The organism is Pseudomonas sp. COR18, from assembly GCF_048568395.1.
Lineage (GTDB): Bacteria > Pseudomonadota > Gammaproteobacteria > Pseudomonadales > Pseudomonadaceae > Aquipseudomonas > Aquipseudomonas fuscovaginae_B.
In genome coordinates this window covers 5,944,854-5,958,045 of record NZ_CP183808.1, presented here as the reverse complement: position 1 = coordinate 5,958,045, position 13,192 = coordinate 5,944,854, and the positions used below count along the sequence as shown (strand labels likewise).

Here is a 13,192-nt window from a genome sequence, read left to right as displayed (position 1 = left end):
TTGTTTTTGTAGGGTTCAGGGGCGTGATTGGCCCCGCACGCCGCGACCCGGCCTTGTGGGCCGGGACGTTCTCAGGGGCTCAAGGGGAAGCGCGGGTTTCCTGCGCCTGGGTAAAGAGGTAATCGAGCAGCGCCTCGATGGTCGGATGATCGAACATCACCCGCATCGGCAGCTCGATGCCCAGCAGATCGTCGATACGGGCGACGATGCGGGTCGCCAGCAACGAGTGACCACCCAGTTGGAAGAAGTTGTCGGTGAGACCGACCCGCTCGCAGCGCAGCACCTCGCACCAGATCTCGGCCAGAGCCCGTTCGATCGGGGTGCTCGGCGCCACATGGGTCTGCAGCGCATAGGCGGTTTCGTCGGGCCGCGGCAGCGCCTGGCGGTCGAGCTTGCCGTTGGTGGTCAGCGGCAGGCAGTCGAGGCGGACGTAGGCGGCGGGCACCATGTGCTCCGGCAACGCTGCCGCCAACTGCGTGCGCAGCTCATGGACAGCCGGTGCGGCCCCCTCGGCCACCGTGTAGTAGGCCACCAGCCGCGGTTCGCCCGGTTGCTCATCGCGGGCGATCACCGCCGCCTCGCGCACGCCCGGACAGCCGCCCAGGCAGGCTTCGATTTCAGCCAGTTCGATACGGTAGCCGCGGATCTTCACCTGGAAGTCGTTACGCCCCAGGTATTCCAGGCTGCCATCGGCGCGGTAGCGCGCCAGGTCGCCGGTGCGGTACAGGCGATCGCCAGCGACGAAGGGGCTGTCGATGAAGCGTTCGGCGGTCAGTTGCGCGCGGTTCAGGTAGCCGCGGGCAACGCCGGCACCGCCGATGTGGATCTCGCCTTCGACACCGATCGGCACCGGTTGCCCTGCCGCATCGAGCAGATAGCAACGCAGGTCCGCCAGCGGCCGGCCAATGGCACTGGCGCCGGAACGCTCGGCATCTTCGGCGCGCAGTGCCAGGTAGGTGGCATGCACGGTGATCTCGGTGATGCCGTACATGTTCACCAGTTGCGTGTCGCTGTTGCGCGGGTCGGCGAACCACGGTTTGAGCAGAGTGGTTTCCAGCGCCTCGCCACCGAACACCACGCAACGCAGGCTGTGGGTCGCCTCGCTGCGGCCCTGGGCTTGCAGCAGGCCACGGAAGGCGCTGGGCGTCTGGTTCAGCACGGTCACCTGCTGCTCGCAGAGCAGCCGGTAGAAGTCTGCCGGAGCGCGACAGGTCGACGCCGGGACGATCACCAGGCGCCCGCCGTGCAACAGTGCGCCCCATATTTCCCAGACCGAGAAGTCGAAGGCGAAGGAATGGAACAGGGTCCACACATCGCCGGCATTGAATGCGAACTGCGCCGCGGTGCTGGCGAACAGCCGGGCCACCTGACGGTGCTCGATCATCACGCCCTTGGGTTGGCCGGTGGAGCCGGAGGTATAGATGACATAGGCCAGGTTGGCCGGGGTCAGGCCCAGGCGCGCCGGGTCGAGGTTGTCCGCCGGGCCGTCGGCCCAGGTTTCACGATCCAGTTCCAGGCATTCGGGAGCATTCGCCAGAGCGTGAAGCGGCTCGGCCAACAGCGTGCGCGTGGGCTGATGAACGAGCACCAGCGCCACCCCACTGTCCTGCAGCAGATAGGCCAGGCGCTCGGCGGGATATGCCGGATCCAGCGGCACATAGGCGCCGCCGGCCTTGAGGATGGCGAGCAGGCCCACCAGCATCTCCAGGGAGCGCTCGACACACAGCCCGACCCGCACTTCCGGGCCCACCCCGCGCTGGCGCAGGTGATGGGCCAGGCGGTTGGCCCGGGTATTCAGCTCGCCATAGCTGAGGCTCGTGCCCTCGAAGCTCACCGCCACTGCCGCAGGCTGGCGGGCGACCTGCCGCTCGAACGCTGGGTGCAGGCAGTCGCTGACGCCGGTGTGCGGCGTGGGTGGATTCCAGGTCTGCAACAACTGCCGGCGTTCCTCCGGCGGCAGGATATCCAGCCGGTCGGCACGGCTTTGCGGTGCCTCTTCAAGGGCCCGGACCAGGCTTTCCAGCGCCTGCCGCATCATCGCGCAGGTGCGTTGTGCATCCAGTGCCGCGCAGACCTGGGCGCCGATGCGGAAACCTTCGCCGCTGTCGTCCACGGCCAGCACCAGCGGGTAGTTGGTGCGTTCTTCGCCGCCCAGCACCTCGATGCCCTTCCAGGCGCCGGAAGTCGAGTCACCGCCCTCGGTGGCCCGTTCGCTATGGCGATAGTTGAGCAGGCTGGTGAACAGCGGCGTTGGCGAGGCGATGGCACTGCACCGCTGGGCCAGGGCCAGCGAGGCGTGTTCGTGCTCGAACAGTTGGGTCAGCAGCCCATGGGTGCGGCGCACGCAGGCGGCCACGCCCTCGGCGGCCAGGTCGATGCGGATCGGCAAGGTGTTGATGAACGGCCCGAGGATGCGCTCGGCGCCCTCGCCGCCGTACAGGCGACCGAACAGTACGGTGCCGAAGATCACGTCCTGGCGACTGGAAGTGTGCGCCACCACCTGGCCCCAGGCGACATGGAACAGGCTGGCCGGGCTGACTCCCAGGGCCTGGGCCGACTGCCGCAGGCGCTGGCAGAGGCCATTGTCAAGCATCAACCGGGCCTCGTTGACCCCGCTGCCATCGCCCTGGATATCGAGCAGGCCGAACGGTGCCGACGGTTGGCTGATGCCGGCCAGCATACCGCGGAAGAACTGTTCCTGGGCCTGCTGGTCGCCGCCCCTGATCCGCTGGGCGATGAAGTTGCGGTACGGCAGCGCCGGCAACAGGCTGGCCGCCTTGCCGTCAAGCACCGCCTCGACCTCGGCATTGAGCTGTTTCAGCGAAGTGTTGTCGTCAATGATGTGATGGAACAGGCGCAGGCCGAGCCAGCGGTCGTTGGCCTCGTCCCGGGCGATGACCAGGCGCATCAGCGGCGCACGGTCCAGCGGCAGGCGGAATTGCCGGGGATCGAAGCGCTGGCGCAATTGCGTGGCGATATCACCCTCGGCCGGATCCAGCTGCAGCTCCTCGACCAGGCCGTCGACCTGACGCCAGACCACCTGCACCGGCTCTTCCAGGTCATCCCAGAACACCGAGGTACGCAGGATGTCGTGGCGCTCGATCACGGTTTCCAGCGCCCGTACATAACGTTCCAGGGTCGGCCGGCCGCTGAAGCTCATCAGGCACCAGAGCAGGTAGGGATCGCCGTTGCGCGCCATCAAGTGGTGGAACAGCATGCCTTCCTGCAACGGCGACAACGGGTAGATATCCTGGACGTTGTCCGCACCGCCCTGCACCGTGGCCAGGATGGCGTCGATCTGTGCTTGCGTCAGGCTGACCAGCGGCAGGCAGTCAGGGGTGATCGACTGGCCACGAACGATGGCATTGGCCGGAATGGGGGCGGCCAGTTCCGCCACTTCGACCCCGGCGGCCAGTTCGCGCAGCACCGGGACACTGAACATCAGTCGGGCATCGAGTTCGATGCCCTGTCGTCGCAGGCGCTCGAGGACCCGCAGGGCCGACAGCGAATGCCCGCCCAGGGCGAAGAAGTTGTCCTCGCGGCCGATCCGCTCGCGACCGAGCACATGGGCCCAGGCTTCGGCCAGGGCGATTTCCACCGGACCTTGCGGAGCGCTGAAGGGGCGCGTGCCGAAGGCACTGTCGTCAGGCGCCGGCAGTGCCTTGCGGTCGAGCTTGCCGTTGGCGGTCAGCGGCAGGGCTTGCAGGCTGACATAGGCGGCCGGGACCATGTGCTCCGGCAGTGCCGCCGCCAGTTGCCCGCGCAGTTCCTGGACCGTCGGCACGGCACCGTCGACGACCGTGTAGTACGCCACCAGTCGTGGTTCGCCCGGCGGGTCCTCGCGGGCGATCACCAGCGCATCGCGCACCCCGGCGCAGCGTGCCAGGCAGGCTTCGACTTCGCCCAGTTCGATCCGGAACCCGCGGATCTTCACCTGGAAATCGTTACGGCCCAGGAATTCCAGGCTGCCATCGGCACGGTAGCGCGCCAGGTCGCCGGTGCGGTACAGGCGTTCACCCGGAACGAACGGGTTGTCGATAAAACGCTCGGCCGTCAGTTGCGCGCGGTTCAGGTAACCGCGGGCAACCCCGGCTCCACCGATGTGGATCTCGCCTTCGGCACCGATCGGCAGCAACTGTCCGGCGCTGCCGAGCAGGTAGCAGCGCAGGTCCGCCAGGGGCCGGCCGATGGGGCTGCCGGTCTGCTCCGCGTCTTCGGCCCGCAGCGCCAGGTAGGTGGCATGCACGGTGATTTCGGTAATGCCGTACATGTTGACCAGTTGCGTGTCGCTGTTGCGCGGATCGGCGAACCAGGGCTTGAGCGTGGTCATCTCCAGTGCTTCGCCGCCGAAGATCACCTGGCGCAAGCTGTGGGCCGCAGTGCTGCGCGCCTGGGCACCGAGCAGGCTGCGGAAAGCGCTCGGGGTCTGGTTGAGGACCGTCACGCCCTGCTCGCAGAGCAACTGGTAGAAATCCGCCGGGGTGCGGCTGGTCAGGGTCGGCACGATCACCAGGCGTGCACCATGCAGCAGCGCGCCCCAGATCTCCCAGACCGAGAAATCGAAGGCGAAGGAATGGAACAGCGTCCAGACATCGTCGGCGTTGAACTCGAACTGTCGGGCGGTGCTGCTGAACAGCCGCGCCACCTGGGCGTGTTCGATCATCACGCCCTTGGGCGTGCCGGTGGAACCGGAGGTGTAGATCACGTAGGCCAGGTGGTTCGGGGTCAGGCCCTGTTCCTGCGGATCGAGATTGTCGGCGGGCCGTTCGGCCCAGCGCGTGGCATCGACTTCCAGGTCCAGCAGGCGTGGCTTGCTGGCCAGGCCCTTGCAGGCGGCGGTCAGGCTTGGCCTGGCGGCGGCGTGGGTCACCACCACTGCCGGGCTGCTGTCGGCGAGCAACAGGTTCAGGCGCTCGCTCGGATACACCGGATCGAGCGGCACGTAGGCACCGCCGGCCTTGAGGATCGCCAGCAGGCCGACCAGCATGTCCAGCGAACGCTCGACACACAGCCCCACCAGCACATCCGGGCCGACGCCAAGGGTTCGCAAGTACCGCGCCAGGCGGTTGGCCCGGGCGTTCAGTTCGCCATAGCCGAGGGTCTGGCCTTCGAGGCTGACCGCCGGTGCCCAGGGATCGAGCGCCACCCGCTCCTCGAACAGCTGGTGCAGGCAACGTGACGGCGGCTCGGCAGGCGTGACCGGGTTCCATTCGGTCAGCAGCCGGTGACGTTCTTCGGCACCGATCACCGAGTCGCTGTCGAGGCGGCGTTCCGGTGCCTCCAGGCACTGCCCCAGCAACGCCAGGTAGTTGTCGCGCAAGCGGGTCATGGTTTCTTCCTTGAACAGATCAGCCGAGTAGTTCCAGAGCAGCGACAGAGTGTCGAGGTTGTCGGCCCGGGTGCCCCGGGGAATCACCACCACCTCAATGTCGAATTTCGCCGTCTGGTTGCTGTAGGCCTCGAACAGCGAGAGGTCGAAGCCCGGTCCCTTGAGTTGCGGGGTCTGCGAGTTGTGGAAACTGAAGGCCACCTGGAACAGCGGGTTGCGCGACAGCGAGCGGCTGGGCTGGAACTCGCGCACCAGGCGTTCGAAAGGCAGGCTTTCGTGGTCGTAGACATCGAGCATGCGCTCGGCAGTACGCCCCAGCAGCTCGCGGAAGGTCGGCGCACCGCCGAGATCGGCACGGATCACCACGCTGTTGACGAACATCCCCAGGCAACGCTCGTAGGCCACCGACTTGCGGTTGGCCACGGCCGAGCCGACCAGGAAGTCCTCGATACCGCAGCGCCGTCCCAGCCACAGCTGGAACACGGTGAACAGCGTGGTGAAGACCGTCACCCCTTCGGCATCACTGAACTGACGCAGCCTGGCAGCCAGTTCGGCCGGCAGTTCGAAGCGCAACTGCCGGCCCCGCCCGCTGCGTTGCGCCGGCCTGGGATAATCGGTGGGCAGCGGCAGGGTGAACGGCGCGTCCTGCAGTTGCTGCCTCCAGAAGCACATCTGCCGTTCGTATTCGGCCTCGGCCGCCTCACTCTGTTGCCAGCGGGCGTATTCGCCGTATTGCGCCCCGGGTAACGGCAGCGGGTCGCTGCGATCACCGTGATGGTACTGGTAGAGATGCAGCAGTTCTTCGAGGAACAGGTTGGCGCTCCAGCCGTCGTGCACGAAATGGTGCTCGATATGCACCAGGGCATAGGCCTCGGCCCCCCGTCGGACCAGCAGCCAGCGCACCAGTGGCAGGCATGCGACGTCGATGGCGCGGTGCACCTCCTGCTCGACCCGTTCGATGAACGCCTGTTCATCCTCCGCCGGGATATCGATGCAGGCCAGCGCGGCCCGGGCCTGGTCATGTACACGCTGATACGGCACGCCTTCGCCGTCGTCATGGAAGGTGGTGCGCAAGATCTCGTGACGGCTGACGATCTCGTCGAGGCAACGTTGCAGCAACGGTTCGTCGAGCCGGCCATGGATGCTGATCACGCTCTGGGCGTGATAGGCCCGGGCGTCGGACACCTTGTTCAGCCACCAGACGCCGCTCTGCTGGTAGGACAGCGGGGCGATCGGCGACGCTTCGGTGACAACGGCCGGGCCAGCGGCCAAGGGTTCGCTCAGTTGCCGTGCCACCTGGCGCAACGTGCCCTCGAGAAACAGGCTCTTGAGCGGCAGGTGCCGACCGCCCTGTTCGCGCACCCTGACAGTGATCTGCAAGGCACTCAGGGAGTCGCCGCCCAGGGCCAGGAAATGGTCCTCGCGCCCTACCCGATCGACCTTCAACACTTGCGCCCAGATATCCGCCAGCCACTGTTCCAGCCCATCTGCCGGCTCGACATATTCGCGACTGATCAGCGCAGTGGCATCCGGCACCGGCAAGGCCTGGCGATCGAGCTTGCCGTTGGCATTCAGCGGCCAGTGCGTCAGGCGTACACAGGCCGCCGGCAGCATGTGTTCGGGCAGGCTCTGCCGGGCGTGCTCACGCAACCGCTGCGGGCTGATGTCGTCCGCCGCCCGGTAGTAGGCCACCAGCCGGCGTTCCCCCGGTGTGTCTTCGCGGACGATCACCAGGGATTCTTCGACACCCGACAAGCTGTCCAGGCAGGCCTCGATTTCGCCAGGCTCGATACGGAAACCGCGCACCTTGACCTGGAAATCGCTGCGGCCGAGGAACAGCAATTGGCCGTCGGCGTCGAAACGCGCCAGGTCGCCGGTGCGGTACAGGCGTTCGCCGGGGGCGAAGGGGCTGTCGACAAAACGTTCGGCGGTCAGTTGCGGACGATTCAGGTAGCCCCGGGCCACGCCGATACCGCCGATGAACAGCTCACCCACCTCGCCCGGGCGCACCGGCGTGCCCGCCTCGTCCAGCAGGATGGCACTGGCCTGGCCGATCGGTTCGCCGATCGGCACGGGCGATTGCGGGTCGTGGTGTTCGTCGCAACGATAGACCGTGGCCCAGATGGTGGTTTCGGTCGGGCCATAGGCGTTGAACAGCCGCCGCCCCTTGGCCCAGGTGGCCGCCAGGGCCGGGTTCGGCGCCTCGCCCGCGAGCACCAGGGTCACCAGCTCGGGCAATGCGGCGGGGTCGCCGAGCCCGGCCAGCACCAGCGGTGGCAGGGTCGCATGGCTGATGTGCCGCTCGCGCAGCACCTGCGCCAGGTTGTCGCCGAGCAAGAATGTGCCCGGCTCGACGATCTCCAGGCAGGCGCCATGGCTCAGGGCCATGACCCATTCGAACACCGAGGCATCGAAACTGAAGGAAGCGAATTGCAGCACCCGGTCGCCGGGCCCGACGGCGAACAGCGGGCCCTGGACCCGGGCCAGGTTGACCAGCCCGCGATGTTCGAGCAGCACACCCTTGGGCAGGCCGGTGGAACCCGAGGTGTAGATGACGTAGGCCAGGTGACGATCGTTCAGGCCAAGGGCCTGGGCCGGCAGGTTGTCCGCCGGACAGTCGGCCCAGGCGGCCTCGTCGGCCAGGTCGAGCACCACGGGCTGTTCGGCCAGGCCGGCCAGCGCCGGGTTCAGGCCGACGAGCGCCGGGGCATGGGTCAGCACCAGCCGCGGCGTGCAGTCGGCCAGCATGTGCGCGAGGCGTTGTGCGGGGTAAGTGGGGTCCAGCGGGACATAGGCGCCGCCGGCCTTGAGCACGGCCAGCACGGCGACCAGCATCTGCGGCGAACGCTGCAGGCACAGGGCGACCCGTGTATCGGGCCCGACACCGGCTGAACGCAGGTGGTGTGCCAGGCGATTGGCCCGGGTGTTGAGTTGCTGGTAACTCAGCACCTGCCCCCTGAAACCCAGCGCCGGGGCCGAGGGATCACGCAGGACCCGGGATTCGAACAATTGCTGGATAAGCGCGGCGTTCGGTTCTCTGACCAATTCAAGCCTCTCATTCCCTGGAGGATTCACGATCAGTGACGAGGCCTGCGCAGGGATGACAGCGCTAGGGTCGACCCGATCGGCTGCGACTGCCTGGACTGTGCTGTCCGTAGCAATCTTCTTACACTGGAGGGGATTCTGTCCCACAGCGCGGATGGATAATAACCACGAATTTTGTTGGGTGGAAATACAAACTTGCGTCGTTCATGAAGGGATTTCGCGCTTTTTCTCTCCTGAGCGCCTGGCTCATGCAGGGCTCGGAACCGCGCGCGACCCAGGCCATACGGCGTTTGCACTGTATGGCAATGTATCGAAGTCGGCAGCCGATACCTTTCGAGGCATGCTGGAGGATTCCTGACATACTCCAGACGCTTGCCGGTGTGCTCAATAGCGTGTCGGGCGGCGGATGCCGTCCATGCCATCCCCTTACGTCAGGAGTGTGTCTTCATGAAAATCGGTTTCGTCGGCCTGGGCAGCATGGGCCAGGCCATCGCCAGCAACCTGCTGAAATCCGGCCATGAACTGTGGGTGTGGAACCGTTCGCCCGCACCGGTGCAGGCACTGGTGGAACTCGGCGCCCAGGCGGCCATGCAGCCGCGCCAGGCCTTCGAGGTGGACGTGGTGTTCAGCATGCTGGCCCATGACCAGGCGATGCGTTCGGTGCTGCTCGACTCCGGTTTGCTCGATGAACTCAGGGCGCCACTGATTCACGTGAACCTGGCGACCATTGCGGTGGACTTTGCCGAGGAACTGGCCGGGTTGCACCAGGCCCGGGGCTGACCTATATCGCCGCGCCGGTGATGGGCCGGCCGAATGTGGCGATTGCCGGGGAGCTGAATATCCTGGCTGCGGGGCCGGCGACGGCGCTGGATCAGGTGCAGCCGCTGTTCGACCTGATCGGGCGCAAGACCTGGCGCCTGGGTGAGCGTGTGGCCAGTGCCAATGCGATGAAGCTGGCGACCAACTTTCTGCTGGTGTCCGCAGTCGAGGCCATGGCCGAGGCGGCCAGCCTGGTCAAGGGGCATGGCCTGGAGTCGGCGGCGCTGATCGATCTGATTTCGACCACGATCTTTCCGGGGCCGGTCTACTCCGGGTATGGGGCGCTGATCGGCCGCAGTGAATATGGGAATGCGGCGTTCAAGGCGGTATTGGGGCTCAAGGATGTCAATCTGATTCTGGAGGCGGCGCGCAGTGTTTCGGTGCCGATGCCAAGTGCGGAGTTGATTCGGGACAACCTGGTCGATGCGGTCGAGCATGGCGAGGGGGATATGGATCTGGCGGTGCTGGCTCGGGTCATGGAGCGGCGGGTTGGTCAAGGTTAGCAGGAGCCCTGGCGTTAAGGCTTCTCTCGTGGGCATATCCATTTGCGCGTTTAGCTGATGTGTCGGTTTCGCCCTTCACGGGCGAGTCACTTTTGCCAAGCGGCAAAAGTAACCAAAAACGCTTGCCCCTCCATTGGCCCCTCGCTACGCGAGGGGTTCCTTCGCTCCGGCCCTGTTTCGAGAGCACGCCGTGACGGGCCATCCATGGCCCAACACGGCTCGCCCGGCATCCCTGCCGGGCGACTCTCGAAACAGGACCTCCACTCAGCCGGCTGGGAACGGGGCCGGTGGATCAAAAGCAAGATCAAAAGCCAAAGCGAGATCAACAGCAAAAGCTTCGCGGCGGTACGACGTTCCGATAAGCCCTGTTCCTACAGTCTCTCGGTGTACCAGGATATTGTGAATGCCGCAGCTCTGTAAGAGCCAGGCTTGCGCGCGAATGGGCCAGCGGGGAACAGCGCCAAAACCGGATCAGCCAGAAGCGCAAGCGGCTGGCTGATCCGGTTTTGGGATTCGCGCGAACGAGCTGCCTTCAACGCGCCAATCGTGTAAACACGTAGTCGCGGTCCTTGACCAAGGCCTGGTGACAGGCGAAGCAGGTTTCATGCTGGCTCACATCGGCCGGCTTGCCGTTGATGAAACGGCCAAAACCCCAACCGCCCGTGGCGGCATATTTCTTCGAATCCTTGACCATGAATTGCACGGTGGTCGAGTCCGCCGGGACCAGGGCACTGGCCGCCTCGGGCGACTGCATGTGTTTCCAGGCCAGTTTGGCGAGGATGGTGCCGTCGGGGAACGGGCGGGTGTCGTTGCTGCGATAGGCCTTGAGCGCCGTCGGGTTGCCGAGGATCGCCCGCAGTTCGTTCAGCGGCGGTCCTTGCAGTGAAGGTGCCACCAGTTCCCATTGGCGATAGCCATCGGGGATGGTCACGCCATAGATCGGCGAAGCATTTTCCGCATTGGCCGCACTGTTCGATGTCGGTGCCGCCAGGGCGATACCCACCGACAGGGCCACGCCCGCCGCGGCCAATCCGCTATAAAGCCATTTCATGTCAGCATTTCCTGTGTGCCTGGGAGGCTTCACAGTCAATCGCAGCCATGTATCGCGCAGGTGTCCGCAAACCCTCGAAAAGCCGGCCAATGTATCAATGGCGGCCCCGGATACACTGTGATACACCAGACAGCGGCCGCCAATGCAAACGCCCCGACAGGTTCGACCTGCCGGGGCGTTTTCTGCCGAAACCGCAAAAGGTTTGTCAGTGAGTCATGTTGCCATGATCGTGCATCGGCATTTCGGTCAGGGCCCGGGCCGCGGCCTTGACCTCGATCGACTCCTTCACGCCCTTGGCGTTCTCGACCACCAGGGTCAGCGGCACACTGTCACCCTCCTTCACCTGGCCGACCAGGTTCATCAGCATGATGTGGTAACCCTCGGGTGCGATGTCGACGGTCTTGCCGGCTGGCAACTCGACGGAAGCGACCGGCTGCATGCTCATGATGTCGTTCTGCATCTTCGACTCGTGGATCTGCACCAGTCTGGCGACGGGCGATTTCGCCTCCAGCAGCTTGCCCCCTTCAGCCGAAGTGATGCGCATGAAGGCACCGGTGGAGGGTTGTCCCGGCACGGTGGCACGGACCCAGGCGTCTTGCACCAGGGTGTGTGCCGAAGCGTGCAGGCTGATCATTCCAAAAATTGAAAAAACTATATATTTCAATGACTTCATTTGATTATCTCGAATTTTTCTAGCTAGCGCCTGTCAGCAGACCGACATGACGGTGAGCAGATCTTCCGCGCATTGCTGGGCGGTCAGCGACGGCGACAGGCCCAGACGCAGACGACCGCGGCTGTCGTAGACAAAACTGGTCGCGGTGTGGGACAGCGTATAGCTGTCGCCAGCCGGGATCTTTTCGTAGAACACCTTGAATTCCTTGGCGGTCTGCGCGGTTTCTTCCAGGGTGCCGTACAGGGCGACGAAGCTCGGGTCGAACGCCTTGACGTAGGCGTCGAGCACCTGCGGCGTGTCGCGCTCCGGGTCGAGGGTGATGAATACCACCTGCAGCTTGTCGCCGTCCGGGCCCATCAGTTTCTTGGCGCGGGCCGCGCGAGCCAGCGCCGTCGGGCAAACCGCCGGGCACTGGGTGAAGCCGAAGAAGATCATCGGCATCAGGCCGCTGAAACTGCCGAGCAGGGTGACGTTGCCCTGGGTGTCCTTGAGCTTGAACTTGCGCCCGAGGATCTCGTCGCTCAGGTCCTTGCCGTACTTGTAGGTCAGCTTGCCGGAGCTGTCGCAGCCGGCCAGCAATCCAAGCCCGAGAACCCCGAGGCCGGCAACGACCTGGCGGCGAGTCAATAACTCATTCATGTAAACGGCCCTCTAGGTAGCCTTTGTGCAACGCAAGGGGTGGTGGCCTGCTGCTCTGGCGCCACTGCGCACAGTCACGCTGCCGACCACGATTGACAAGGATGGGTCAGGCACGGGCCCGGGGTGGCGCACGCGAGCGGGAGCCGGGAAAGACCGGTGCCACGGCCCGCTGCGGGCTGAACGCAATACCGGGGTAGCCGGGCGGCGGGACTGAGCCCAGGAACAGCGCGCCATGGGAATCGGCCAATGCCGGATGCTGGAACAGCAGCGAGCAATAGCCGCATTTTTCCCAGAGCGCGAGGTGATGCGGGGAAGGTGCGGGACTGCGCTCCGGCAACAGGCCGGAACCTGCTGGAGGACCACCACAGAGATCCTCCAGGGTCACCTGCGGCGCACGGGCCTGGCTGGCCACCTGCCCGATCAACGGGCCGGCGAACACCAGCAGCATGGCGAACAGGCTCAGCCAGGCTCCAGTGCGGCGCCTGAATGTTCCCGGGGGAAGAAAGGAGGTCATGGGCAGGCAATTTACCACTGTCGCCCTGCCGACGTCGGCCGGTGCGACAAAATGGCACACGAGCAGCGGCGCCGTTCATGTGCCCTTTCAGTCCTCAGGACAGCTTGACGTTCATGGTGATCCGCGCCGTGAACACCCTGACGCCCGCCTCATCGAAAGTGTCGACCGCCACGATCTTGTCACCCGGCGTCAGCCAGTCCACCGCACTGCCATCGGCCACGGTGCGTACGGCGGTCTTGGCCTTGGCGAGGTACTCGACACTCATGCCCTTGGGAATCCAGCGCGCACCAGCGGGAATCGAGACATCGGTCATCAGCCCCGCCGCCAGTTCGGCGGCATTGCACAGGGCAATGGCGTGGACGGTGCCCAGGTGATTGGTGATTTCCCGGCGAAAGGGCACCTGCACCACCGAATGCCCGGCACGCAGCTCACTGACCAACGGCTCGATGGTGCTGAAATACGGCGCCATCTGGCAGGTCATCTGGCTGAATTTCTCCGGCCCTACCGCTGTGAACATGTTCAGGGATTGACTCATTTGGCAACTCTCCAGAAGGTGAACGAATTAAACAGAATATTATTCTGTAAAAGAACAATATTCCGTATTGGAAAAATCTGTCAA

7 protein-coding genes and 1 pseudogene are annotated in these 13,192 nt (G+C 65.2%); 2 read left to right on the top strand and 6 right to left on the bottom strand.

The genetic code is table 11. From position 1 onward, the window contains the following. Window positions 1-79 precede the first annotated feature (79 nt). Window positions 80-8,374, bottom strand: coding sequence for an amino acid adenylation domain-containing protein (locus tag ACM62G_RS27335; RefSeq protein WP_419736042.1), 8,295 nt, complete (start codon window positions 8,372-8,374; stop codon window positions 80-82). Between the two features lie 447 nt (window positions 8,375-8,821). Between ACM62G_RS27335 and ACM62G_RS27330 the strand changes: the two are divergent. Together ACM62G_RS27330 and ACM62G_RS27325 are read left to right on the top strand one after the other, a co-directional pair. Beyond that, window positions 8,822-9,228: pseudogene (locus tag ACM62G_RS27330) on the top strand (NAD(P)-dependent oxidoreductase); the annotation flags it as partial. A 93-nt stretch (window positions 9,229-9,321) separates the two neighbouring features. Next, window positions 9,322-9,696: an NAD-binding protein gene (locus tag ACM62G_RS27325; protein WP_419737569.1), complete on the top strand. Its 375-nt coding sequence runs from the start codon at window positions 9,322-9,324 to the stop codon at window positions 9,694-9,696. 532 nt (window positions 9,697-10,228) lie between these two features. Here ACM62G_RS27325 and ACM62G_RS27320 read toward each other — a convergent pair. From ACM62G_RS27320 to ACM62G_RS27300, 5 genes are all read right to left on the bottom strand, one after another. Continuing rightward, window positions 10,229-10,747, bottom strand: a complete 519-nt coding sequence (locus ACM62G_RS27320) for a cytochrome P460 family protein (RefSeq protein ID WP_419736041.1) — start codon at window positions 10,745-10,747, stop codon at window positions 10,229-10,231. A gap of 205 nt (window positions 10,748-10,952) precedes the next feature. Next, the gene (locus ACM62G_RS27315; RefSeq protein WP_419736040.1) at window positions 10,953-11,381 is read right to left on the bottom strand and encodes a copper chaperone PCu(A)C; all 429 of its coding nucleotides are present in this window, start codon (window positions 11,379-11,381) and stop codon (window positions 10,953-10,955) included. Window positions 11,382-11,453: 72 nt separating this feature from the next. Then, entirely contained in the window at window positions 11,454-12,059 is a 606-nt protein-coding gene (locus tag ACM62G_RS27310; RefSeq protein ID WP_054059497.1) for an SCO family protein, read from the bottom strand. Window positions 12,060-12,165: 106 nt separating this feature from the next. Next, a complete protein-coding gene (locus ACM62G_RS27305) occupies window positions 12,166-12,573 on the bottom strand; it encodes a DUF2946 domain-containing protein (RefSeq protein ID WP_273826421.1) in 408 nt (135 codons plus the stop codon). A gap of 94 nt (window positions 12,574-12,667) precedes the next feature. Beyond that, entirely contained in the window at window positions 12,668-13,108 is a 441-nt protein-coding gene (locus tag ACM62G_RS27300) for a hotdog fold domain-containing protein (RefSeq protein WP_054059499.1), read from the bottom strand. Between the last annotated feature and the right edge of the window lie 84 nt (window positions 13,109-13,192).